Source organism: Azospirillum sp. ST 5-10 (assembly GCF_051225715.1).
GTDB lineage: Bacteria > Pseudomonadota > Alphaproteobacteria > Azospirillales > Azospirillaceae > Azospirillum.
In genome coordinates this window covers 304,618-326,883 of record NZ_JBPJSP010000002.1, presented here as the reverse complement: position 1 = coordinate 326,883, position 22,266 = coordinate 304,618, and the positions used below count along the sequence as shown (strand labels likewise).

The window sequence follows — 22,266 nt, the reverse complement described above, 5'->3', positions numbered from 1 at the left end:
CAAAGGTGGGCGGCGTTCGGAAAACCTGCTTAGCTGCCTCCGAAGGCAGCGGTGAAGACGGCCCAGCGTTCATCGAACAGCCGCAAGAGGGACGGCGCGTCCGCCGCGACGTCGTCGCCAAGCCGGAGCCGGTTGTTGACGCCCTCCAACAGGTCGATCAGTATCCCACAGACCGAAATCGGATCGCCCGCCCGCAGTTCGCCCGACCCTTGCGCAGCGGCGACGAACCCGACAAGCGGTTCCAGCGCATCGCGCGACCAGGATGCCAACCGCTCCCGGAGAGCAGGCGAAACCGCAGCCTCGGCGCTGACGGAGAGATAGAAGGCGGCGTAGTCGCGCGACGACCCGATCTCGACATAGCGGAATGCGGCGCGGCGCAGCGCGCCGAGCGCTCCCCCTTCCTCCCCGCCAGCGGCGGCGGTCAGCAGGGCTTCGCGGAACCGCCCGACATCGCGCCCGACCACGGCTTCGAGAAGGGCGGCTTTGTTGGGGTAACGGCGGTAAAGCGTGTGCTTGGACACACCGAGTTCGGCCGCGATCTCTTCCAAACCGCTGTTGACGACGCCCTTGCGGCAGAAGACGGCCCTGGCGCCATCCAGGATACGCGCATCGATGGCCGCGGCCTGCTCCCTGGTCGGTCTCCCCCCTGGCTTGCGTCCGCCGATGTCCACGCTCACGTCCCCTCAATTCTCCATCCGACACCAAAACAGCACAGGAGCGTTGCGTTTTCCACCGTCGCCTGATATCAGCACGTATGCGTGCTGATATCCTGAACCCAACAAGGGGCGACGCATGGCGTCCATTTCCCTCTCCCGGATCAGCTGGGCGACGCCCGATGGCCACAGCGTCCTGACCGGTGTCGACCTGAATTTCGGGCAAGAGCGCACCGGCCTCGTCGGACGGAACGGAGTTGGCAAATCGACCGTGCTGAAACTCATCACGGGAGACCTTCAGCCACTCGCCGGCGGCGTCCGGGTCAACGGCACGCTCGGTCTTCTGAAGCAGACGGTCCGACCCGGCGAGTGGGAAACGGTGGCGGACCTGTTCGGCGTGGCCGGGGCGCTCGCCCTCCTGCGCCGCGCCGAGGCCGGAGCGGCCGGGGCGGAGGAACTGGCGGACGCCGATTGGACGCTGGCGGACCGCATCACCGCCGCCATTGCGCGCGTCGGGCTCCATGTTGGTCCCGATACCCGGCTGGCGGAACTTTCGGGCGGCCAGCGGACTCGCGCCAGCCTTGCCGCAGCGGTCTTCGCGGCACCGGATTTCCTGCTGCTCGACGAGCCGACCAACAACCTCGACCGCTCCGGCCGGGAGTTGGTGATCGCCCTCCTCGCCGGCTGGCGGTCCGGAGCGATCGTGGTCAGCCATGACCGCGAACTCCTCGACCGGATGGATGCCATCGTCGAACTGACCTCGCTGGGTGCCGCTCGCTATGGCGGCAACTGGACGCGCTATCACGAGCGCAAAGCGACGGAACTGGACGCCGCGCAGCAGGATTTGGCCCACGCGGAAAAGCAGGTGGCGGAGGTCCGGCGCAAGGCACAACTCGCGGCGGAACGGAAGGACCGGCGCGATGCCGCCGGGTCACAGAAGGCGGCGCAAGGCGACATGCCCCGCATCCTGCTGGGCGCGCGCAAGAGCAACGCCGAGGCAAGCCGGGGTTCCGGCGCCAAGCTGGCCGACCGCCAGCGGGCGGAGGCCGAGGTGGCGCTCGCATCGGCGCGGTCCCGTGTCGAGATCCTGCAGGACCTGTCGGTGGCGCCGCCGCCCACCGGGCTTCCGGCCAACAGGACCGTCCTGCGGCTGGACGACGTCACCGCCGGCCACGATCCGGACCATCCGATCGTCCGCGATCTCTCCTTCACCATGGAGGGGCCGGAACGGGTTGCCATCGTCGGGCCGAATGGATCGGGCAAGACGACGCTGGTGACGCTGATCGCCGGCGGAATCGCCCCGATCCGGGGCACCGTGTCGGTCGCCGTCGACTTCGCCATGCTCGACCAGCGCGTGGGCACCCTCGATCCCGCCGCATCGATCCTCGACAACTTCGAACGCATCAATCCCGGCGCAACCGACAACGCCTGCCGGGCAGCACTCGCCCGCTTCCTGTTCCGGGCGGACGCGGCCCTGCAGCAGGTCGGGACGCTGAGCGGCGGACAGATGCTGCGCGCCGGCCTCGCCTGCACGCTGGGCGGACCGCGGCCACCGGCGCTGTTGATCCTGGACGAGCCGACCAACCACCTGGATATCGAATCGGTCGAAGCCATGGAGGTGGGGTTGAGAGCCTATGACGGCGCCATCCTACTGGTCAGCCATGACGAGACTTTCATGGCCAACATCGGCATCGGCCGGCGGCTGAGCCTCGGCCCACAGGGAGGCGGAAGCGCTTAGGCTCCGCCGGCATCGTCGATCCGGAACGGGATCGGGACGGTCATCCCCATCGGACTTTTGTATCCCACTGTGTCCGATGGGCCGGACGGTACAAACGCTTTCACCATGCCCCATGGCCGGACACGCGGGGGATACATCGGCATCGGATGTTGCGGCCATGGATGAACGCATCACAGGAGAGATCGATGGCACGGATTTTCGAGACGGAAACCGCCGGCACAGCCCTGGTCGACCACGGGCGGCGCCGCTTCGTCGGCACGGCGATCCTCGCAGCCGCGGCGACCGGCTTCGGACTGGGAATGGGACGGGCGCAGGCAGCGGCACAACCGGCGGCCCGGCCTGCAGCGGGATCCCCCTCGCTCCCCGGCTTCAAATCGCTGAAGCAGATCGATGCCGGACCGCTCAACATCGGCTACGCCGAGGATGGTCCCGCTGATGGACCGGTGGTTCTCCTCCTGCACGGTTGGCCCTATGACATCCACAGCTATGTGGAGGTGGCCCCCATCATGGCCGCTGCCGGTTACCGCGTCATCGTTCCCCATCTGCGCGGCTACGGCACGACACGGTTCCTGTCCGCCGCAACGCCGCGCAACGGCCAGCAGGCGGCCATCGCCGCCGACATGATCGCCCTGATGGATGCCCTGAAGATCGAGACCGCGATCCTTGCCGGCTACGATTGGGGCGCCAGGACAGCGAACATCATGGCCGCCCTTTGGCCGGAGCGCTGTAAGGCCATGGTTTCGGTCAGCGGCTATCTGATCGGCAGCCAGGACCTCAACCGGGCGCCGCTGCCTCCCAAGGCGGAGCTGCAATGGTGGTATCAGTATTATTTCGCGACCGAACGCGGCCGGGCCGGCTATGCGAAGTATACGCACGACTTCGCGCGGCTGATCTGGCAACTCGCCTCCCCGAATTGGGCCTTTGACGACGCGACGTTCGGGCGCTCTGCGGCCTCCCTCGACAATCCGGACCATGTCGACATCAGCATCCATAACTACCGCTGGCGGCTCGGCCTTGCGGAGGGGGAAACGCAGTATGACGCGCTTGAAAGAGCGCTGGCGGCTTTCCCGACCATCAAGGTTCCGACGATCACCATGGAAGGCGACGCCAACGGCGCGCCGCACCCGGAACCGGACATGTACCGTGCGAAATTCACCGGGCAATACGAGCATCGGCTGGTCACCGGCGGCATCGGCCACAACCTGCCGCAGGAGGCGCCAAAGGCCTTCGCCCAGGCCGTGTTGGACGTCAACAAGCTCTGAAGGATATCTGACCGTAAAGGCAGCATGGAGGCCCGCCCCTGGGTGTCTGCAACGCCGATGCCCACGGCGGCGGAGTACCGCAAAGCCCTGAAGGATCACGGCATCGCCCAGTCCATGAGCCGCAAGGGGACCTGCTGGGAGCCCGAAGGGCCAGCGCAGCTACGACGCCCCCATGGAGAGCTTCTTCGAAACGGCGACGTCCGAATTCGTCCATCACCAACGGTATCCAACGCGCGACGCCGCCAAACGGGACCTGTTCGCCTACATCGAAGGCGACCACAATCGCCAACGGCTGCACTCAGCCCTCGGCTGCATCACCCCAGAGCAGGCCGAGCTTCGATGCGCTGACTGATCGCGTGGAGGTGGGCGACGCCTACGTTCGGCTGAATGGACCGATCGCCGAGCGCGCGCATCTGGCGTCATCTCCCGCTGAACTGGCACCGGCATTGGTGCCCAGCTTTGTACGGGAGTGGCGTCCCCTAGGGGATTCGAACCCCTGTTACCGCCGTGAGAGGGCGATGTCCTAGGCCTCTAGACGAAGGGGACCTGAACCGGCGGCGTTGCACCGCATGACAGCCAGCGCTCCGCCCGCCGCTGGCACGGCGCTCCCGAGCGGGAGATGGCGTCCCCTAGGGGATTCGAACCCCTGTTGCCGCCGTGAGAGGGCGGTGTCCTAGGCCTCTAGACGAAGGGGACGTCGGTCGGCGTGGAAGCCGTATGTAACGAAGCGCCCCCGGCGGCGCAAGCACTTTTTTGGCCGGCGGGGACGGCGCCGCGACGGCGGGACGGCGGGCCTGCGCCCGCAGAAAGAATTTGGCTTGGCCCCGGGGCCGGAGCACAATCGCCTCCTCGGTTTCGAACAGCCACGGGCGGACGGCCATACCGCGGGTACGGTGCGCAAGGATGGAGAGGTCGCGTGCATTCCGGCCCATCGCCGATCCGGTCGCCTGAGGCGCGGCCGGCCAGCCGCGCCGTGGTCGCCGCCAGCGCCATGGTCGGGCTGCTGTTCGTGCTCGTCCTGGCACTGGCGGCGGTGTTCGCCTGGCAGGGCCGGCGCGACGCCCAGGCCACCGTCGAGACGCGCGCCGCCGCCGCCGCCTACACCGCCTCGACCCACGTCCGCTGGCTGATCGAGGCCAACCAGCAGGCGCTGAGCCGGGTCGCCGATTCCGTCGGCGACCGGCTCGACCTGTTCAAGACGCCGAGCATGCAGGACCTCAACGACGCCGTCTCGTCCCTGCCGGGCTCCGTGCACATCTGGGTGTTCGACGCCAACGGCGATTCGGTGATGACCAACGAGCCGAGCCTCGGCCCGGCCAACGTCGCCCACCGCCCCTATTTCCAGGCCCTCAGGGATGGCGCCGCTTGGCACATCGGCCCGTTCCTCATGGGCGAGCGCAGCGGCGTGAAGCTGTTCCCGCTGGGCCGCCGAATCGAACGGGACGGCCGCTTCGTCGGCGCCGTCGTCATCTACGTCCCGGCCGACCTGCTGGCCCAGTTCTGGGCATCCCTCGATCTCGGCCCCGGCTCGACCGTCGGCCTGCTGCGCGACGACGGCTGGCTGGTGGCCCGCCACCCCGTCCCCGATGCCCCCCTCGACCTGTCCAAGTACGTCCTCTTCACCGACCATCTCAAGGTGGCACCGCAGGGCGTCTATCACGCCGATGCCTCGCCGGCGGACGGCATCGCCCGGGTCGTCGGCTACCGCCGGGTCGACGGCCTGCCCCTCGTCACCGTGGTTGGCATTCCGTTCCGCTCCCTCGACGACAGCGTCTGGCAGCGCCTGGGCGAGGTGGCGGTGGCGGCGGCGCCGATCGCCGCCGCCCTGCTGGCGGTCTCCCTGTGGGTGGTCCGGCTGCTGCACCGCGAGGAGCGCGTCCGCGCCGCGCTCGCCGGCGCGCTGGAGCAGAACCGCACGCTGTTCCGCGAGATCCACCACCGCGTGAAGAACAACCTGCAGACCGTGTCGGCGCTGGTGCACCTGCAGCCCGGGCCGCCCGAGGCCAAGGAGGAGCTGATGCGGCGGATCGCCGCCATGTCGGCGGTGCACGAGCACATCTACCGCTCCGACCGCTACGACCGCGTCGACGTCGCCGAGTACATCCGCACCCTGGTGGCCGGGCTGCGCGACGGCTACGGCTCGGCGGTCGCGGTGGAGTGCCGGCTCGCCCCCCTCACCGTCGACGCCGACCTCGCCCTGCCGCTCGGGCTGATCGTCAACGAGGCGGTCTCGAACGCCTTCAAGCACGCCTTCCCCGACGGCCGGCCCGGGGTGATCGCCGTCTCCCTCGAGGCCGCCGGGGACGACCGCGCCGTCCTGCGGGTGCAGGACGACGGCGTCGGCTACGCGCCGGCGGCGAGGGGCACCGGCATGGGCAGCCGCCTCATCCGCAGCCTGGCGCAGCAGATCGGCGGCGGGCACGCGTTCCGCGACGAGAACGGCACGCTGTTCGTCCTCGACTTCCCGCTGGACAGGCCGGGGTCGGCGGCGGCACGGCCGCAGGCCGCGGCCTGAGCGGCCGGCGGCGACGCACCTCCCTACCGCGCCGCCGCGGCTCCGGAGCGGGCGGTTGCCAGAAAGGCGTCGACCGCCGCCGGCGGCGTGTCGAACGCCGTCACCAGCCGCACCACGCGGCCGCTCCAGCGGTAGAAGCCGAAGCCGGCCGCCTCCAGCGCGGCGATCGCCGGTTCCGGCAGGTCGACGAACAGCTCGTTGGCCTCCGGCGGGTGCACCACGGTGACGCCCGGCAGCGCCGCCAGCCCGTCCGCCAGGCGGCGGGTCATGGCGTTGGCGTGGCCGGCGAGGCGCAGCCACAGGCCGTCCTTCAGCCACGCCTCCAGCTGGGCCGAGACGAAGCGCATCTTGGAGACGAGATGGCCGCCGCGCTTGCGGCGGTAGCCGAAGCCGTCGGCGAGGTCGCGCCGGAAGAACACCACCGCCTCGGCGGCGAAGGCGCCGCCCTTGGTGGCCCCCAGCGACAGCGCGTCGACCCCCGCCTTCCAGGTCGCCTCGGCCGGCGTGCAGCCGAGGAACGCCAGCGCGTTGGCGAAGCGGGCGCCGTCCATGTGCACGGCCATGCCGTGGCGGTGCGCCACCTCGGCGAGCGCCGCCACCGCGGCGGGGCGGTAGGCGGTGCCGGCCTCGGTCGCCTGGGAGAGGCTGAGGGCGGCAGGCTGCACGTGGTGGACGACGCCGAAGCCGCCGCCGGCCAGGGCGCGCTCCAGGTCGGCGGCGGCGAGGCGGCCGTGCTCGCCGGGCAGCCCCACCAGCTTGGCGCCGCCGGTGAACAGCTCCGGGGCGCCGCACTCGTCGGTGTCGATGTGGCTCTGGGCGTGGCAGTAGACGGCGCCGTAGGACGGCGTCAGCGCCGACAGGGCGAGGGCGTTGGCCGCCGTGCCGGTGGCGACGGGGAACACCGCCACCTCCGTCTCGAACAGCTCGGCCAGGCGGGCGGCGACGCGCGCCGTCCAGGGGTCCTCGCCGTAGGGGCTGGCGGTGCCGCGGGCGGCCGCGGCCAGGGCGTCGACCACCTCCGGCACGGCGCCGGCGACGTTGTCGCTGCGGAAATCGTAGGCGGACATTGGGGGCATCCGTTACTGGGCCGGGACGGCGGCGGGCGACGGACCGGCCGGCGGACCGGCTGACGGGCCGCCGGTGGTGACCATCGCGCCCACCGCGCCGTCGCGGGGATCGAGGACGTAGAGGCGGTCGGCCCCGTCGGGGACGGTGACCCGGAACACCACCCGGTTGCCGACCGCCACCAGCTCGGCGATGCGCGCGCCGGCCGGCAGGCCGAGCGCGATCTCGCCGGCCGCCGCGACGGGCAGCGGCGCCCGCTCGTCGCCGGTCTCGGCCGGCTCGCCCGGGCGCGCCATTCGCTTGTAGACTTCGACGCCGAGATAGACGTATCCGGCGAGGATGAACACGCCCATGATGATGACGGCGGCCTTGAGAACGCGCACGGCTCGGGTCCACGGTGGTGAAAGCGCACGACGAGGATCGAACCATGCCCGCCGCCCCTGAACCCCCGATGCCCGACGACGACGCGGATGCGGCGGCCGGCGCCGGCGGCAGCACCCGCCACAGCGGCACCGTGCCCGCGGACGCGGCCGGCGAGCGGCTGGACAAGGTTCTGGCGGCGCATGTCCCCGACCTGTCGCGGTCGCGCGTCCGGGCGCTGCTGGAGCAGGGCCACGTGCGGCTCGACGGGCGGACCATAGCCGACGCCTCGCAGAGGGTCAAACCCGGTCAAGCTTTCGACATTTTCGTCCCCGAAGCTGAACCCGCCTCACCCGAGGCGCAGGACATCCCCCTCACCGTCGTCTACGAGGACGAGGACGTGCTGGTGATCGACAAGCCCGCCGGTCTGGTGGTCCACCCCGCCGCCGGCAACCCGGACAACACGCTGGTGAACGCGCTGCTGGCCCACTGCGGCGACAGCCTGTCGGGCATCGGCGGCGTGCGCCGGCCCGGCATCGTCCACCGCCTGGACAAGGACACCAGCGGCCTCATGGTGGTCGCCAAGAACGACCGCGCCCACCAGGCGCTGACCGGGCAGTTCTCCGACCGGTCGCTGAGCCGCACCTACCATGCCCTGGTGTGGGGCGTCCCGTCGCCCAAGGCGGGCACGGTCGACGCCGCGATCGGCCGCTGCCCCGCCGACCGCAAGCGGATGGCGGTGGTGGGCGGCGACGCCGGCAAGCGCGCCGTCACCCGCTACCGCGTGCTGCGCGCCTGGGGGCGCGCCGCGGCGCTGGTGGAATGCGTGCTGGAGACCGGACGCACCCACCAGATCCGCGTGCACATGGCGCATATCGGCCATCCCGTGGTCGGCGATCCCCTCTACGGGCGCGGCCGCCCGGCGCGGGCGCGCGGGGCCAACGCCGCCTCGCTCCCGGAACCGATCCGCGCTATGCTTGTTGGGTTCCCGCGCCAGGCCCTGCACGCCGTCGCCCTCGCCTTCGTGCACCCGACGCAGGGCGCCCCGGTGCGCTTCACCACGGCGATGGCACCCGACGTCCAGGGACTGGTCGACGCTCTGGAACGAATATGAGGCACTATGCCCATGCCCGGCCGTGGGCTATTCTTGATGCGGGCGGAACCGCCACGGGGGGTTCCGCCGAAAAGCGACGAGCGGTCGGCCGCTGCGCCCCGAGGGGGCACGGCATGACCGCCAGGAGAGGATGACATGGCGACCCTGCCCAGCATTCCGGCGATCAGCTCGGAAAGCAACCTGTCGCGCTACCTGCAGGAGATCCGCAAGTTCCCGATGCTGGACCCGCAGGAGGAGTTCATGCTGGCCAAGCGCTGGCAGGAGCACGGCGACTCCGAGGCGGCCCACCGGCTGGTCACCAGCCACCTGCGGCTGGTGGCCAAGATCGCCATGGGCTACCGCGGCTACGGCCTGCCGGTGTCGGAGCTGATCTCCGAGGGCAACGTCGGCATGATGCAGGCGGTCAAGCGCTTCGACCCCGACCGCGGCTTCCGCCTCGCCACCTACGCCATGTGGTGGATCCGCGCCGCCATCCAGGAGTACATCCTGCATTCCTGGTCGCTGGTGAAGATGGGGACCACCGCGGCGCAGAAGAAGCTGTTCTTCAACCTGCGCAAGCTGAAGGGCCAGATGCAGGCCATCGACGAGGGCGACCTGTCGCCGGAGAACGTCAAGGCCATCGCCGAGAAGCTGGACGTGCCGGAGCAGGACGTGGTGGCGATGAACCGCCGCCTCGCCACGCCCGACCATTCGCTGAACGCGCCGCTGCGGGCCGACAGCGAGGGCGAGTGGCAGGATTGGCTGGTCGACGAGACCTCCAACCAGGAGATCACGCTGGCCGAGCAGGAGGAGCTGGGCAAGCGCCGCAAGCTGCTGACCCAGGCCATGGCGAACCTCAACGAGCGCGAGCGCCACATCCTGGCCGAGCGCCGCCTGCGCGACGACCCGACGACGCTCGAGGACCTCTCCCAGAAGTACGGCATCAGCCGCGAACGGGTGCGCCAGATCGAGGTGCGCGCCTTCGAGAAGCTGCAGAAGGCGATCAAGAACGCCGCCCTGGAGCAGAAGCTGGTGAGCTGAGGCGGGTGCCGGCCGGGCGGACCGGTCGGGCGGAAGGCCCGGCGGGGCGGGGCGTCAGCCCGCCGCCCGGCCGGCTTCGACCGGCTCGTCGTCGAGGTCGCGGTGGCCGGTGACGTCGGGGCCCCATTCCTGGACCAGCTTGGCCTTCTGCGACCGCAGCGCCTCGACCCGCTTCTCCGCGCGCATGATCTCGGCGCTGGCGATGACCGGCGGGATGCCGTAGTAGAGCGCCCAGCCCAGGCCGGCGGCCCCGTACATGATCAGCCACGCCAGCGGATCGGCGAAGATCTTCAGCGCCGCCGTGGCGGTGTGGCCGGTCTTCCACAGGTCGATGGCGAACGGCATGCAGCCGCAGAAGTTGAGCCCGCCCACGGTGATCGGCGCCGATTTGTCGGGGTCGCGGTCGACGACGTAGGCGACGATGGTCGGCACCATGCCCAGACCGAAGAGGATGGTCGTCGGCAGGACGACCAGGGCGGCCGGCAGGATCAGCAGCAGGAACAGCCAGGGGCCGCCGCGCTTCTTCTTGGGACGGTGCACGCTGCGGGACTGGCTGCGGGCGCGGCTCATGGACGTCCTCCCTCCCCTTACAGGGCGTAGAACAGGATGATGCCGGCGACCAGCACCGTCGACACCAGGCTGGAGACGACGGCCGCGACCTGGCGTCCGGTGCCTTCGGCGATGCCGTCGCGGTCGGCGATCAGGTCGCGCAGCTTCTCGATCTCGCCGTCGGCCTCGCGGTAGGCGATCTGCGCCGCCTCGAAGTCGGCCTTGTCCTGGCGCAGCGACTGGGGATCGTCGACGATCTTCAGCAGGTCGGCGAGCCGGCCGCCGTGCGCCGCCACCTCGGCCTGGCGGCGCACCTCCTCCTGGTGGGGCCGGCTGTGGAAGCGGCGGAAGGCGGGGTCGAGCAGGGCCACCATCCAGGCGCACAGGTTCGGCAGCGGCCCGGTGGCGGTGCGCACCTGCACCTCGGCGAGGATCGTCAGCATGGCGATGGTGCGCCGCAGCGGATCGATGGTGGGCGAGAGCTGGGCGTACAGCATCTCCTCCGTGCGCTTGTGGCGCGCGGCGAGGAAGGCGGCGATGTGGCGGTCGACCGGCTCCTTGCCGCGCTCGCCGCCCGACGCCGCCCATTCCAGGGCGCGCAGGACGTCGGCCGGGGTCAGCGGGTACTGGGAGAACACCAGCGGGCTGACGCAGGGCATGGTCGGGTTCATCTCGTAGAGCGCCCGCTCGATGCCGAGGCCCGGGGCCGTGCGGTCCAGGAAGGTGCGCCACTGGTCGAAGCTGTGGACCAGCGGCACGAACTCCGGCCGGAAGTCCGACTGCACGTTGACCCAGAACATCGGCAGCTGGTTGGACACGACCTCGGCCACCGACTGGGGCGACTCGCCGCGCAGGAAGGATTCGGCGATGGCCGCGGCGATGCCGTCCAGCATGTAGGCCTTGCCGCGGTAGCGGATCGGCGCCGCCGGGTCGAGCGCCATGCAGACGCGCGACACCAGCCGTTCGGCCATGGAGCCGCCCTTGCCGGCACCGGCGGTCTGGATGGCGCTGGCCACCGCGTCGGCGCGCACGTCGTCGGACATGCTGCGGCGCAGCCACTTGTCGAGCTCGCCGCTCTCGATGACCTGGGTCGCCGCCGCGGGATGACGGGCCAGCGCCCGCGACAGGGTGCGGCAGTGCCAGTACTCCTGCCCCTGGAACTCGGCCGGACGGGCGGCGCGGCGGGGAATCTGCGGCTGCTTGGGGCTGAGGCGGCGTCCGGACAGCCACAGGTCGAGGTCGTTCAGGGTCCAGCGCTGCTTGGGATCGTCGACCATCAGGCCGCGGATCACCTCGCCGATGCCGAGCGGCAGGCGGATCTGCCCGACGAGGGCCGGGAACGAGCCGCGCTCGATCTTGGCCTGGAGCAGCGTGTCGTCGTCGAGGTTGGCGACGGGATTGCGGCCGAGCAGCAGGATCAGCAGGCTGACGCCCAGCGAATAGAGATCGTCGGCGATGGTCCCGGTGCCGCGCGCCGACGGGCTGGTCATGCCGCGCTCGACGGTCTCCATGATCAGCGGCTGGCCGTAGCCGGGAGGCGTCGACACGGATTCGCCGACCATCATCGCCCCGGCCGTCAGGTCGCGGTAGAACATGTTGGTCGGTCGCACGCCGCCGTGCACGAGGCCCCGGCTCGACAGTTCGCGCAGCAGCCCGACGACGGGCTGCACGACGTTGCGCGTGAGGTGGTCCTCCGGCATCGGCTCGACCGCCTCGGTGAGGGCGTTCATCAGGCGCTTGCCCAGGGGCCGCTCGAACACCAGGCAGTAGCGCCGGACCTGGTCGGGCGGCCAGTCGATGACGCCCCAGTCGAACAGGCGCATGGCCGTCGGGTTGTCGACGTTGGCGAAGGTCGACACCACGTCGGTGCGCGGCAGCACGGTGCCGCTGCAGATGATGGCGAAGGTCTCCACCCGCTTGTCGCGCAGCGACCGGGCGGTGAAGGCGTTGCCGCCGGGCGTGTTGAGCATGGCGAGCGGCGATCCCGGCAGGATCTCGTACCGCTCGGCGAGCCTCACCGCCTCGCTGCTCATCGCCGCACGGTCGCCGGCGGCCAAGGTCTGCGCTTCGGACGGCATGGCAAAACGCTAACCCCTCGGTTGCGGACGGCGCCCCGGATCCGACTTGGTCCCGAAAGGGGAATAAACCGTTAAGGGGGTCCGCGTCGAGGGGAGTCGTGGGGGAGGCGCCCGCCGACGGCGCCGCCGTGGCGTGAAAGGCACCGCCGGCGGCGCGCCGTCAGCGCCCGCGCAGCCGCCGCACGAACGCCGCCAGCCGCTCCAGGTGGGCGCGCACGACGTCGCGCGTCGCCCGATCGGTCAGCCGGCCCACGCCGTCGAACCGGTCCGGGGCGCCGCCGACCAGCACCTCCGGGCCGTTGAGCGGCAGGGCGTTGAGATAGACGAGGATCTGGCGCAGGTGATGGTTGGCGAGCGCGGTGCCCAGCGCGCTGCGGCTCGCCCCCATGACGGCGACCGGCTTGTCGTCGAAAGGCTGCTCCGGCCCGCGCGACGCCCAGTCGATGGCGTTCTTCAGCACGCCGGAAACGGACCGGTTGTACTCCGGCGTGACGAACAGCACCGCGTCGGCCGCCCGGATGCCGTCGCGCAGGGCCGCCACCGCGGGCGGGAAGCCGGCGGCGCGGACGTCGTCGTCGTAGAAGGGGATCGGCGCCAGGTCGAACCGCGCGATGGTCATGCCGGCCGGCGCCAGCTCCTGCGCGGCGCGCAGCAGGGCGGTGTTGTAGGACGCCTTGCGCAGGCTCCCGGACATTCCCAGGACGGTGATCGGATCGGCGGCGCTCATGGTCTGTCCTCTCGGCTGCGGCCGGCCCGGCCGGCGTCGGGAAAAGTTTGCATATTTTCGCCGTTCGTGGCAAAAAATCGATATTATTTCTCACTCGGGAAGGCAGGCATGGCTGCCGTCGGGCAGCGGCGGTCGCGCCGTCTCCAGGGCGATGATGCCCATGACGTAGTAGCCGACCAGCGCGCCGAGCTCGACGGCGCCGCGCGGGCCGAACAGGGCGGTCACGCGGGCCAGGGTGGCGTCGGCGATGCGATGGTGCTCCAGCGTCTCGGTGACGAAGGCGTGGACCGCGGCCTCGTCCTCGCGGGCGAAGGCGGGGCGGCGGCGCTGCGCGATGGCCTCGACGGTCTCCGCCGCCAGCCCGGCGGCGAGCGCCGGGCCGCGGTGGTTGAACCAGACGTAGTGCGCCGTGCAGTGCCGCGCCGTGGCGAGGATCGCCAGCTCCGCCAGACGGGGCTCGAACACCGTCTCCCAGCGCAGGAACTCGCCCAGCCGCTGCGCCCGGTCGGCCAGGCGGGGGCTGTGCAGCCAGATCTGCGTCGGCCCGCGCACCCGGCCGCGCGGCCCCGCCGCGATGGCGTCGTGGACGGCGCGCTGCTCGGCGTCGAGGGAGCCGGGCTCGGGCAGCGGGATGCGGGGACCGGACGTCATGGGGCGCTCCGTTGGCGAGGACAGGGATCACGAGGGAGGAGACGGCGATGTTGGACCACCTCCTGCCGACCACGGTGGTCGGCAGCTATCCGCAGCCGGACTGGCTGATCGACCGCGAGGCGCTGCGCAAGGGGGTGCCGCGGGTGCGCGCGCCGGAGATCTGGCGCGTCCCCGAGCCGTTCCTGGCGGCGGCCCAGGACGACGCCACCCTGCTCGCCGTGCGCGACATGGAGCGCGCCGGCATCGACGTCATCACCGACGGCGAGATCCGGCGCGAAAGCTACTCCAACCGCTTCGCCACGGCGCTGGAGGGGATCGCGGCGGACCGGCCGGCCACCATCACCGGCCGCACCGGCCGGCCCATCCAGGTGCCGCGGGTGACCGGCCGCATCCGCCGGGTGCAGCCGGTGGAGGTGGAGACGGTGGCGTTCCTGCGCCGCAACACCGAGCGCGCCATCAAGGTCACCCTGCCCGGCCCCTTCACCATGGCCCACCAGGCCAGCGACGAGGCCTACGGCGATGCCGAGGCGCTGGCGCTCGACCTCGCCGCCGCCGTCAACCAGGAGGCGCTGGACCTCAAGGCGGCCGGCGCCGACGTGGTGCAGCTCGACGAGCCGTGGCTGCAGGCCTTCCCGGAGGACGCGGCCCGGTACGGCGTGCGCGTCATCGACCGTGCGCTCCAGGACGTGCCCGGCGCCACGGCGGTGCATCTGTGCTTCGGCTATGCCCAGTTCGTCCATGAGAAGACCGGTGGCTACGCGTTCCTGGAGGCGCTCGCCGACAGCGTCGTCGAGCAGGTGTCGATCGAGGCGGCGCAGCCCTCCTACGACCTCGGCGTGCTGCGCGCCTTCACCCGGCAGACGATCATCCTCGGCGTGCTCGACATGGGCGATCCGGCGGTGGAGTCCCCCGGCCGGGTCGCCGAGCGCATTCGCCGCGGCCTGGAGCACGTGCCGGCGGACCGGCTGATGCCGGCCCCCGACTGCGGCATGAAGTTCCTGTCGCGCGAGACCGCCTTCGGCAAGCTGAAGGCGCTCGCCGAAGGGGCCGCCGCCGTCCGCCGCGAACTGGCGTCCTGACCGGAGCCGGGCGGCGGCTCAGCGCCGCGCCAGGAACTCCTCCAGCGACAGCAGCTTGTGCGGGATGGCGCCCTGCCGCACCGGGGCGTCCGGGAAGCCGGACGCCTCGTGCAGCCAGCGGCTGGGCGGCGGCATGTCCCAGGAGTAGCGGTTGCCGCCGTGCCAGTGCACGGGCCCGTCATCGAAATCGATGAGCTGGATGGGCGGCGGCAGGATCTCCACGCGGTGGCCGTCGGGGTCGCGGAAATAGACGTAGAGCTGGTGCCCCTGCCCGTGGCGGCCGGGGCCGCGCTCGATGTTGGCGGCGTAGCCGAGGTTGCCGGCGACGTCGAGGGCGCGGAACAGGTTGGCCGATTCCTGCACGATGTAGGCGAAGTGGTGCATCTTCGGCCCGGGCCGGGTCATGAACACCAGGTCGTGCGGGTTGTTCTTGCGGAACAGGAAGATGCCCAGCGGCTGGTCGTCCTCGGCGGTGTCGGTGAAGTAGTCGGAGATGCGGAAGCCGAGGTCGGTGTAGAAGCGGCTCGCCTCCACCACGTCGGGGGCGAGGAACTGGAAATGGTCGAAACGCAGCCCGCCGGCCCCGCGGTGGAGCTGCAGCTGGTCGTGCAGGCGGCGCTGCTTGGGCATGGCGGCGACCAGCTCCAACGGCATGCCCAGGGAATCGCTGACGTGCAGGGTGCGGCCCTGGTGCGGCAGCTCCACCCAGCGGGCCTCGCGGCCCTGGTCGTCGAAGTGGGCCTTGGCGCGGTCCAGGTCCTCCTCGGTGAAGACGCGCAGGCCGACCCGCTCGCACAGCGGCGGACCCGGCGTCCGTTTCAGCACCAGGCTGTGGTGGCCGCTCTCCTCCAGCCCGCGCAGGTAGACGGCGCCGGCATCCTCGTCGCTGACCACCAGACCGATCACCTCGACGTAGAACCGCTTGCTTTCGGCCAAGTCATTCACCGAGAGAACCGTGTGGCTCGCCCGCGTTATGTTGAACGGTGGCGAGAAGTTTGTCGCAGGTATTGGCATGATATTCCTCTTTTTCTCGGAATATTCGGAAATTCTACGCCTCTCTTGCTTGACTCTTCGGATGATTCGATGATTTCATCATCCGCCAGGTGCACGATCGCAGGGGGATGTCATGGCGCGGGCGACGCTGACCTTCGACAACGGGCCGATTCCGGGAGCGACCGGCCGCATTCTCGACGTGCTGCGCGACCGCGGGTTGCGGGCCACCTTCTTCCTGGTCGGCGAGCGCCTCGCCGACCCCGCGGCGCGGCGCCTGGCGGAGCGTGCCCGGGCCGAGGGGCACTGGATCGGCAACCACACCCTCAGCCACGGCGATCCGCTGGGCGAACGCCGCGACCCCGGCCACGCGGCGCGGGAGATCGGCGAGACCGAGCGCATCCTGGGCGATCTCGCCATGCCCGAGCGCCTGTTCCGCCCGGTCGGGCGCGGCTGCCTGGGACCGCACGTCCTCAGCCGGGAGGCCCGCGACCACCTGCTGGCCCACCGGCACACGCTGGTGACCTGGACCACGGTGCCCCGCGACTGGGAGGAGCCGCCGCGGGAATGGGTGGACCGCGCGTTCGCCGCCCTGCCGGGGGAGGAGCACGCGCTGGTGGTCCTGCACGATCATTGCCTGGACGCCATGATGGACACGCTGGACACCTTCCTCGACCGCCTCGCCGCCGCCGGCGTGGCGGTCGTCCAGGACCTTCCGGACCGCTGTGTGCCGATCGTCCGCGGCCGCGTGGTGCGGCCGATCGACGGGCTGGTGGCGGGCTGACCCCGCCCCGGGACCCGCCCCCCGGAACCCGCCGGCCTCAGGGCCCGCCGATCGCCCGCTCCAGCTCGCGCTCGTGGGCCTGGAACAGCGGGTCGAAGCGGTCGCGCGGGCGCGGCAGCTCGATCGGCATCTCCAGCGCGATGCGGGCCGGCCGGCCGGCCAGCACGAGGACCCGGTCCGACAGGTAGACCGCCTCGCGGATGTCGTGGGTGATGAAGAGGACGGTGCTGCGCGTGCGCTGCCAGATCTCGCTCAGCGCCTGCTGCATGGCCTCGCGCGTCTGGGCGTCGAGCGCGCCGAACGGCTCGTCCATCAGCAGGGCCGCCGGCTCCACCGCCAGCGCCCGCGCCAGCCCGACGCGCTGGCGCATGCCGCCGGACAGGCGCTGGGGATAGTAGGTCTCGAACCCCGCCAGCCCGACCAGGTCGACGTAGCGCCGCGCCACCTCGATCCGCTCGCCGCGCGGCATGCCGCCGGACTTGAGGCCGAAGGCGATGTTGCCCAGCACGGTCAGCCAGGGGAACAGGGCGAACTCCTGGAACACCACGCCGCGGTCGAGGCCGGGACCGCGCACCGGCGCCCCGTCGACGTAGATCGCCCCCTCCGTCGCCGCGGCCAAGCCGGCCGCCATGTTCAGCAGGGTCGACTTGCCGCAGCCCGACGGGCCGATGATGGAGACGAACTCGCCGTCGTTCACCGTGAAGGAGATGCCGCGGAACACGTGCAGGATGCGCGTGGTGTTCCAGCCTTCCTTGCGTTCGAAGGCCTTGCTCAGATTGTCGATGCGCAGCTCGCCCATGGCTCAGCTCAGCTCCCGGACCGTGCCCCAGCGTTCGATCGTGACGACCTCGATGGTGCGGAGAAGGACGCGCTCGATGAGGAGGCCGACCAGCCCGACCACCAGCAGGCCGGCGTAGACGGCTTCCGAATGGAAGAACTCGCGGCCCCAGTAGATGCGGTAGCCGAGCCCGCTGGTCACCGAGACCAGCATCTCGGCAACGATCAGGATGCGCCAGCAGCGCGAGAAGGCGAGGCGGTAGCCGGCCATGATCGACGGCAGCGCCGCCGGGATCAGCACCCGCCAGAACAGCGACACGCCGCCGGCCCCGAAGGCCTTGCCGGCCCGGATCAGCGAGGCGTCCACGCTCTTCACGCCGGTCCAGGTGTTGAGGACGACGGTGAGCGCCACCTCGTACATGAGGATGCTGGTGATCGCCAGCTCGCTCAGGCCGAACCAGATCATCGACAGCGGGAACAGCGCCGTGCCGGGGATCGCCAGCAGGAAGTTCACCGGCGCCGACAGCACCCGCTCCCACAGCTTGAAATAGCCCATCAGCGTGCCGATCACGGTGCCGACGGCGATGCCGACGAAGACGCTCTTGAACAGCCGGCCGAGCGTGCCGGCCAGGTCGGCCCAGAGCTGGCCGGTGGCCGCCATGTGGGCGAGCGCGGCCAGGATGTCGCTGACCGGCGGCAGCAGGGCGGCCGGCACCTGGCTCACCCGTGCCACCACCTCCCACCCCAGCAGCAGGACGCAGAGCGGCAGGACGACGTAGAGAACGTTCCGGGTGCCGGCGAGGAGGCCGCCGCCCGAGCGGACCTCCTCCGGCGCCCCCGGGGCGAGACGCCGGTCCGTGTGGACCGCGGTGTGCGACAGGTCCGTCAAGGCGGCAAGCCTCCCAGGCTGCGGTTGCGACCCGTATCGACAGTCCGGCTCACGGGGACCGGGTCAGTGCACGGCCTTGTCCGCCCGCTCGCCGACGCTGCGGTCGACGACGGCATCGAGCGCCGGCGGGGTCTCGATCTGGCCGGAGCGGGTCAGGAAGTCGAGCGTGCCGCGCATGTCGCGCCAGTCGCCGTCGCTGTAGGCGGCGCCGCCGAACTTGTCGACCTCGAACATCATGACCCGCAGCATGTCCTCGTCGAGGGTGGCGCCCGTCTCGGCCATGTAGTCGGTGTAGATGCGGACCGCCTCGTCCCGGTGCTCGCGGATGTAGCGGTGGGCGGCGGCGTAGGCGTTGACCACGCCCTGCACCACCGCCGGCTTGGCCTCCAGGTACGCCCGGGTGGTGATGAGGATCAGCGGATAGGTGATGTCCGCCAGCTCCTCAAAGCGGCGGGCCGAGATCACCTCCTTGCCGTAGCCGGCCTGGACGATGCGCTGCATCATCGGATCCCAGCCGATCACCGCGTCGAAGGCGCCGGGCGTGGCCATGGCGGTCGGCATGTCGGTGACGCGCACGTTGGCGACCTCGAAGTCGCTCTCCTTCAGGCCCTGCTTGTCCAGCAGCATCTGGAAGACGCCGTGCACCCCGGTGCCGACCTGGATGCCGATGCGCTTGCCCTTGAAGTCGGCCAGCGAGGTCAGGCCGGCGTTGGCGTTGGACGCCACCATCTTGCCGGTGAAGCCGCGCGAGCCGACGCCGACCGAGACCAGCGGCAGCCCCTTGGAGGCGCCGGCGAAGAAGGTGACGTGCGCGACCTCGGCGATCTGCACGGAGCCGCCGACCAACGCCTCGACGGCGATGCTGCCGCGCGGCACCGGCTTCAAGGTCACGTCGACCCCCTCCTTGGCGAAGAATCCCTTCTCGCGGCCGACCAGCGACGAGACGAAGTTCACGCCCGACGCCATGCTGATGGCGACCTTCTCACCCTGCGCGGCGGCGGGCGCGGCGGCGCTGCCGGCGGCGACCGCCAGCAACGCGCCGAAGGCTGCGGATTTCCAATCCATCGTCCTCGGTCCCTCCCTGGCTTCGCCATTCCGGCGCGGCGCCGGCCGGCGATCTTTTGTTGCTTGTTGCCGGCGAGCGTACGGTGTTGCGCGCACCCGGTCAATATCGATATTTTGTTACCACGGACGTTTTGTCGATATAATCGCGGTACAGAGCCGTACTCTTGACACAACGGGAAAAATCGATAATTTTCGCCGAACGTGCGTTTCCGCGATGGCCGACCGGCCGCCGGCGGAGCGCCGGGCGAACGGTCTGCGGGGGCGTCATGCGCTACGTGAGTTTCGACGACGGCGGGGTTCCGTCGCTGGGGGCGGTGCGGGGGAACGGGGTCGTCCCGGTGTCCGGCCTGTTCGACGGGGCGCCGCGCTCCCTGCGGGCGCTGATCGCCGCCGGGGCGCCGCTCCAGGCCGAGGTCGCCCGGCGGGTGGCGGAGGCGCCGGAGGCGGCGCTCGTCCCGCTCGACGCGTGCCGCCTGCTGCCGCCGGTCGGCGATCCCGGCAAGGTCGTCTGCCTCGGCCTCAACTACGCCGACCACGCCAAGGAGGGCGGGCACGCCGTGCCCGACTACCCCTCGCTGTTCCTGCGCTGCACCACGTCGCTGATCGGTCCGGGCGCATCGATGGTCGTGCCGGCCTGCTCGGAACGGCTGGACTACGAGGCGGAGCTGATGATCGTCGTCGGCCGGCGCTGCCGCCATGTGCCGGAGGAGCGGGCACTCGACGTCGTGTTCGGCTACACCGCCTTCAACGACGGCTCGGTGCGCGACTACCAGCGCCGCACCGCCCAGTGGACGGCCGGCAAGAACTTCGACGGCACCGGCCCGATCGGGCCATGGGTGGTGACCGCCGACGCGCTGCCGCCGGGGGCGGCGGGGCTGCGCATCCGCTCGCTGCTCAACGGCGAGACCATGCAGGACTCCGACACCGGGCGGATGATCTTCGGGGTGGCGCGGACCATCGCCATCCTGTCGGAGATCATGACGCTGGAGCCCGGCGACCTCATCGCCACCGGCACGCCGGCCGGGGTGGGCCACGCCCGGCGCCCGCCAGTGTGGCTGAAGCCGGGCGACACCATCGCCATCGAGATCGAGGGCATCGGCACCCTGTCCAACCCGGTGACCGCCGAGGCCGCCGGCGGGACGGGGGCCGCCGCCGGGACCGCCGCGGAGCTGCCGGCATGAGCGGACGCGACACGACCGGCGCCACCTCCCGCACCCACGCGCTCTACGCCCGCCTGCGCGACGACATCATCTACGGCGCGCTGACGCCCGGCATGAAGCTGAAGATCGACACCCTGACCGAGCGCTACGACGTCGGCGCCACGCCGCTGCGCGAAGCGCTCAGCCTGCTCACCTCCGACGGGCTGGTGGAGCGGCTCGACCAGCGCGGCTTCCGCGTCGCCCAGGTCGGCGAGGCCAACTTCGAGGAGTTGCTGCGCACCCGCTGCTGGCTGGAGGAGCGGGCGCTGCGGGAGTCGATCGAGCACGGCGGGCGGGAGTGGGAGGAGGGCATCGTGCTGGCCCTCTACCATCTGTCGCGCACGCCGCGGGTGTCGCCCGACGTCGACCACGAGGCGACGCTGGCGTGGGAGCGCCGCCACCGGGAGTTCCACGCCAACCTGATCGCCGGCTGCCGGTCCTCCATGCTGCTGCGCTTCTGCGCCCAGCTCTACGACGAGAACAACCGCTACCGCTACATCGCCCGCCTCAGCCCCGACGCCCGCACCGACGCCTACGAGGAGCACAACCGCATCGCCGAGGCGGCGCTGGCCCGCGACGCCGACCTTGCGGCGGCGCGGCTGGTCGAGCATTACCACCGCACCGGCGAGCTGCTGCGCCCCCGGCTGGCGATGCTGGCGCGCGGGCCGGCCGGCGACCGGCGCGGCGTGCGGCGGGCACAGGCGACGGCCGGGGAGGACTGAGGGCATGCGCATCTGCCGTTTCGACGACCAGCGTCTGGGCGTGGTGGTGGGCGACGAGGTCGCCGACGTCACCGACGTGGCCGAGGCGATCCCCGCGGTGCGCTGGCCGCTGCCGCCCGGCGACCTCTTCGTCGCCGCCCTGCCCGACCTGCGCGGCGCGCTGGAACGGCGTGCCGCCACCGCGCCGCGCCGGCCGCTCGGCTCCGTCCGCCTGCTCAGCCCGGTGGCCAATCCCGGCAAGATTGTCGCCGCCCCCGTCAACTACACGCTGCACCTGGAGGAATCCCGCCGCGACGCCGGGATCAACTTCGGCAGCCACGTCAAGACCATCGACGAGTACGGCGTGTTCCTGAAGGCCCCCAGCTCGCTGGTGGGGCCGGGCGAGGGCGTGGTGTCGCCGCGGCGCGACCGCCGCACCGACCACGAGATCGAGCTGGCGGCGGTGATCGGCCGCGGCGGCCGCGACATCCCGGAGGCCGAGGCGCTGGCCCACGTCGCCGGCTACACCATCGGCCTCGACATGACGATCCGCGGCACCGAGGACCGCAGCTACCGCAAGTCCCTCGACACCTTCAGCGTGCTGGGGCCCTGGCTGGTCACGGCCGACGCGTTCGGCGACCCCGGCGACGTCGATTTCGAGCTCCGGGTCAACGGGGCGGTGCGCCAGGCCTCCAACACGCGGCACCTGATCTACGGCGTGGCGCGCCTGATCGCCTACGCCTCCCACGCCTACCGCCTCGACCCCGGCGACGTCATCCTCACCGGCACCCCCGAAGGCGTCGGCCCGGTGGAGCCGGGCGACGTCATGGACTGCCGCATCGAGCGCATCGGCCGGATGGCGGTGGCGGTGCGGGACGCGTGACGGGCGACCGGAGCAGGATGCTCCGTCGGTCCTCGAACGGATGGTGGGCATGGGGTTTGACTGGACCCGTATAGGGCACGACCCCTGAAGGGGGCCGGCGTCGACGGCCGTGATGGCCTCGACACCGCCGGCCCGCCTCAGCAGGAAGCCATTGCAGGGTGATGTTG

The 22,266-nt window shown here is 71.2% G+C and carries 21 protein-coding genes, 2 tRNA genes and 1 pseudogene; 11 read left to right on the top strand and 13 right to left on the bottom strand.

The window, feature by feature from the left end:
- Positions 1-29: 29 nt before the first annotated feature.
- The gene (locus ACSBPG_RS03865) at positions 30-677 is read right to left on the bottom strand and encodes a TetR/AcrR family transcriptional regulator (RefSeq protein ID WP_435535788.1); all 648 of its coding nucleotides are present in this window, start codon (positions 675-677) and stop codon (positions 30-32) included.
- Between the two features lie 115 nt (positions 678-792).
- Here ACSBPG_RS03865 and ACSBPG_RS03860 point away from each other — a divergent pair, with 115 nt between their 5' ends.
- From ACSBPG_RS03860 to ACSBPG_RS03850, 3 genes and pseudogenes are all read left to right on the top strand, one after another.
- Positions 793-2,391: an ABC-F family ATP-binding cassette domain-containing protein gene (locus ACSBPG_RS03860; RefSeq protein WP_435535787.1), complete on the top strand. Its 1,599-nt coding sequence runs from the start codon at positions 793-795 to the stop codon at positions 2,389-2,391.
- A gap of 185 nt (positions 2,392-2,576) precedes the next feature.
- Positions 2,577-3,653 carry an alpha/beta fold hydrolase gene (locus ACSBPG_RS03855; RefSeq protein ID WP_435535786.1) on the top strand — a complete coding sequence of 359 codons (1,077 nt, stop codon included), beginning with the start codon at positions 2,577-2,579 and terminating at the stop codon, positions 3,651-3,653.
- 66 nt (positions 3,654-3,719) lie between these two features.
- Positions 3,720-4,005: pseudogene (locus ACSBPG_RS03850) on the top strand (IS3 family transposase); the annotation flags it as partial.
- 118 nt (positions 4,006-4,123) lie between these two features.
- Here ACSBPG_RS03850 and ACSBPG_RS03845 read toward each other — a convergent pair.
- Both ACSBPG_RS03845 and ACSBPG_RS03840 read right to left on the bottom strand, forming a co-directional pair.
- Positions 4,124-4,199, bottom strand: a tRNA-Glu gene (locus tag ACSBPG_RS03845).
- A 74-nt stretch (positions 4,200-4,273) separates the two neighbouring features.
- Positions 4,274-4,349 (bottom strand) — tRNA-Glu (locus ACSBPG_RS03840).
- Positions 4,350-4,569: 220 nt separating this feature from the next.
- Between ACSBPG_RS03840 and ACSBPG_RS03835 the strand changes: the two genes are divergently transcribed.
- A complete protein-coding gene (locus ACSBPG_RS03835) occupies positions 4,570-6,168 on the top strand; it encodes a sensor histidine kinase (protein ID WP_435535785.1) in 1,599 nt (532 codons plus the stop codon).
- A gap of 23 nt (positions 6,169-6,191) precedes the next feature.
- On the opposite strand, the gene ACSBPG_RS03830 is transcribed toward ACSBPG_RS03835, so the two are convergent.
- Both ACSBPG_RS03830 and ACSBPG_RS03825 read right to left on the bottom strand, forming a co-directional pair.
- On the bottom strand, positions 6,192-7,235 hold the full coding sequence (locus ACSBPG_RS03830) for a threonine aldolase family protein (protein WP_435535784.1): 1,044 nt from the start codon (positions 7,233-7,235) through the stop codon (positions 6,192-6,194).
- 12 nt (positions 7,236-7,247) lie between these two features.
- A complete protein-coding gene (locus ACSBPG_RS03825; protein WP_435535783.1) occupies positions 7,248-7,616 on the bottom strand; it encodes a hypothetical protein in 369 nt (122 codons plus the stop codon).
- Positions 7,617-7,684: 68 nt separating this feature from the next.
- On the opposite strand from ACSBPG_RS03825, the gene ACSBPG_RS03820 reads away from it, so the two are divergent.
- The gene (locus ACSBPG_RS03820; protein ID WP_435535782.1) at positions 7,685-8,707 is read left to right on the top strand and encodes an RluA family pseudouridine synthase; all 1,023 of its coding nucleotides are present in this window, start codon (positions 7,685-7,687) and stop codon (positions 8,705-8,707) included.
- 135 nt (positions 8,708-8,842) lie between these two features.
- On the top strand, positions 8,843-9,727 hold the full coding sequence (gene rpoH / locus ACSBPG_RS03815) for an RNA polymerase sigma factor RpoH (protein WP_435535781.1): 885 nt from the start codon (positions 8,843-8,845) through the stop codon (positions 9,725-9,727).
- Between the two features lie 54 nt (positions 9,728-9,781).
- On the opposite strand, the gene ACSBPG_RS03810 is transcribed toward rpoH, so the two are convergent.
- From ACSBPG_RS03810 to ACSBPG_RS03795, 4 genes are all read right to left on the bottom strand, one after another.
- Complete coding sequence (locus tag ACSBPG_RS03810) at positions 9,782-10,297, bottom strand: hypothetical protein (RefSeq protein WP_435535780.1); 516 nt, start codon at positions 10,295-10,297, stop codon at positions 9,782-9,784.
- Between the two features lie 17 nt (positions 10,298-10,314).
- On the bottom strand, positions 10,315-12,354 hold the full coding sequence (locus tag ACSBPG_RS03805) for a serine/threonine protein kinase (RefSeq protein ID WP_435535779.1): 2,040 nt from the start codon (positions 12,352-12,354) through the stop codon (positions 10,315-10,317).
- 160 nt (positions 12,355-12,514) lie between these two features.
- Positions 12,515-13,081, bottom strand: a complete 567-nt coding sequence (locus ACSBPG_RS03800) for an NADPH-dependent FMN reductase (protein ID WP_435535778.1) — start codon at positions 13,079-13,081, stop codon at positions 12,515-12,517.
- Positions 13,082-13,171: 90 nt separating this feature from the next.
- On the bottom strand, positions 13,172-13,732 hold the full coding sequence (locus ACSBPG_RS03795; protein WP_435535777.1) for a carboxymuconolactone decarboxylase family protein: 561 nt from the start codon (positions 13,730-13,732) through the stop codon (positions 13,172-13,174).
- A 47-nt stretch (positions 13,733-13,779) separates the two neighbouring features.
- Between ACSBPG_RS03795 and ACSBPG_RS03790 the strand changes: the two genes are divergently transcribed.
- Positions 13,780-14,811, top strand: coding sequence for a hypothetical protein (locus ACSBPG_RS03790; protein WP_435535776.1), 1,032 nt, complete (start codon positions 13,780-13,782; stop codon positions 14,809-14,811).
- A gap of 18 nt (positions 14,812-14,829) precedes the next feature.
- Here the strand turns inward: ACSBPG_RS03790 and ACSBPG_RS03785 are convergent, their stop codons facing one another.
- Complete coding sequence (locus tag ACSBPG_RS03785; protein ID WP_435535775.1) at positions 14,830-15,825, bottom strand: VOC family protein; 996 nt, start codon at positions 15,823-15,825, stop codon at positions 14,830-14,832.
- 112 nt (positions 15,826-15,937) lie between these two features.
- Here ACSBPG_RS03785 and ACSBPG_RS03780 point away from each other — a divergent pair, with 112 nt between their 5' ends.
- Complete coding sequence (locus ACSBPG_RS03780) at positions 15,938-16,585, top strand: polysaccharide deacetylase family protein (RefSeq protein ID WP_435535774.1); 648 nt, start codon at positions 15,938-15,940, stop codon at positions 16,583-16,585.
- Between the two features lie 37 nt (positions 16,586-16,622).
- Here the strand turns inward: ACSBPG_RS03780 and ACSBPG_RS03775 are convergent, their stop codons facing one another.
- The 3 genes from ACSBPG_RS03775 to ACSBPG_RS03765 all read right to left on the bottom strand — a co-directional run bounded on the left by ACSBPG_RS03775 (position 16,623) and on the right by ACSBPG_RS03765 (position 19,316).
- Positions 16,623-17,384 carry an ABC transporter ATP-binding protein gene (locus ACSBPG_RS03775; protein ID WP_435535773.1) on the bottom strand — a complete coding sequence of 254 codons (762 nt, stop codon included), beginning with the start codon at positions 17,382-17,384 and terminating at the stop codon, positions 16,623-16,625.
- Between the two features lie 3 nt (positions 17,385-17,387).
- The gene (locus ACSBPG_RS03770) at positions 17,388-18,251 is read right to left on the bottom strand and encodes an ABC transporter permease (RefSeq protein WP_435535772.1); all 864 of its coding nucleotides are present in this window, start codon (positions 18,249-18,251) and stop codon (positions 17,388-17,390) included.
- Positions 18,252-18,314: 63 nt separating this feature from the next.
- A complete protein-coding gene (locus ACSBPG_RS03765; RefSeq protein WP_435535771.1) occupies positions 18,315-19,316 on the bottom strand; it encodes an ABC transporter substrate-binding protein in 1,002 nt (333 codons plus the stop codon).
- A gap of 266 nt (positions 19,317-19,582) precedes the next feature.
- Between ACSBPG_RS03765 and ACSBPG_RS03760 the strand changes: the two genes are divergently transcribed.
- Genes ACSBPG_RS03760 through ACSBPG_RS03750 form a run of 3 tightly spaced genes read left to right on the top strand, consistent with a single transcriptional unit; the run spans position 19,583 to position 22,099 of the window.
- The gene (locus tag ACSBPG_RS03760; RefSeq protein ID WP_435535770.1) at positions 19,583-20,497 is read left to right on the top strand and encodes a fumarylacetoacetate hydrolase family protein; all 915 of its coding nucleotides are present in this window, start codon (positions 19,583-19,585) and stop codon (positions 20,495-20,497) included.
- A complete protein-coding gene (locus ACSBPG_RS03755; protein WP_435535769.1) occupies positions 20,494-21,237 on the top strand; it encodes a GntR family transcriptional regulator in 744 nt (247 codons plus the stop codon). The genes ACSBPG_RS03760 and ACSBPG_RS03755 overlap by 4 nt, the downstream gene beginning before the upstream one ends.
- A 4-nt stretch (positions 21,238-21,241) precedes the next feature.
- Positions 21,242-22,099: a fumarylacetoacetate hydrolase family protein gene (locus ACSBPG_RS03750; protein ID WP_435535768.1), complete on the top strand. Its 858-nt coding sequence runs from the start codon at positions 21,242-21,244 to the stop codon at positions 22,097-22,099.
- The last annotated feature ends 167 nt before the right edge of the window (positions 22,100-22,266 follow it).

Excerpts from the sequence above, each read along its gene's own strand:
- ACSBPG_RS03860 (WP_435535787.1), top strand. The coding sequence starts at position 793 with ATGGCGTCCATTTCCCTCTCCCGGATCAGCTGGGCGACGCCCGATGGC.
- ACSBPG_RS03855 (WP_435535786.1), top strand. The coding sequence starts at position 2,577 with ATGGCACGGATTTTCGAGACGGAAACCGCCGGCACAGCCCTGGTCGAC.
- ACSBPG_RS03830 (WP_435535784.1), bottom strand. The coding sequence starts at position 7,235 with ATGTCCGCCTACGATTTCCGCAGCGACAACGTCGCCGGCGCCGTGCCG.
- ACSBPG_RS03820 (WP_435535782.1), top strand. The coding sequence starts at position 7,685 with ATGCCCGACGACGACGCGGATGCGGCGGCCGGCGCCGGCGGCAGCACC.
- rpoH (WP_435535781.1), top strand. The coding sequence starts at position 8,843 with ATGGCGACCCTGCCCAGCATTCCGGCGATCAGCTCGGAAAGCAACCTG.
- ACSBPG_RS03810 (WP_435535780.1), bottom strand. The coding sequence starts at position 10,297 with ATGAGCCGCGCCCGCAGCCAGTCCCGCAGCGTGCACCGTCCCAAGAAG.
- ACSBPG_RS03805 (WP_435535779.1), bottom strand. The coding sequence starts at position 12,354 with ATGCCGTCCGAAGCGCAGACCTTGGCCGCCGGCGACCGTGCGGCGATG.
- ACSBPG_RS03800 (WP_435535778.1), bottom strand. The coding sequence starts at position 13,081 with ATGAGCGCCGCCGATCCGATCACCGTCCTGGGAATGTCCGGGAGCCTG.
- ACSBPG_RS03795 (WP_435535777.1), bottom strand. The coding sequence starts at position 13,732 with ATGACGTCCGGTCCCCGCATCCCGCTGCCCGAGCCCGGCTCCCTCGAC.
- ACSBPG_RS03790 (WP_435535776.1), top strand. The coding sequence starts at position 13,780 with ATGTTGGACCACCTCCTGCCGACCACGGTGGTCGGCAGCTATCCGCAG.
- ACSBPG_RS03785 (WP_435535775.1), bottom strand. The coding sequence starts at position 15,825 with ATGCCAATACCTGCGACAAACTTCTCGCCACCGTTCAACATAACGCGG.
- ACSBPG_RS03780 (WP_435535774.1), top strand. The coding sequence starts at position 15,938 with ATGGCGCGGGCGACGCTGACCTTCGACAACGGGCCGATTCCGGGAGCG.
- ACSBPG_RS03775 (WP_435535773.1), bottom strand. The coding sequence starts at position 17,384 with ATGGGCGAGCTGCGCATCGACAATCTGAGCAAGGCCTTCGAACGCAAG.
- ACSBPG_RS03765 (WP_435535771.1), bottom strand. The coding sequence starts at position 19,316 with ATGGATTGGAAATCCGCAGCCTTCGGCGCGTTGCTGGCGGTCGCCGCC.
- ACSBPG_RS03760 (WP_435535770.1), top strand. The coding sequence starts at position 19,583 with ATGCGCTACGTGAGTTTCGACGACGGCGGGGTTCCGTCGCTGGGGGCG.
- ACSBPG_RS03755 (WP_435535769.1), top strand. The coding sequence starts at position 20,494 with ATGAGCGGACGCGACACGACCGGCGCCACCTCCCGCACCCACGCGCTC.
- ACSBPG_RS03750 (WP_435535768.1), top strand. The coding sequence starts at position 21,242 with ATGCGCATCTGCCGTTTCGACGACCAGCGTCTGGGCGTGGTGGTGGGC.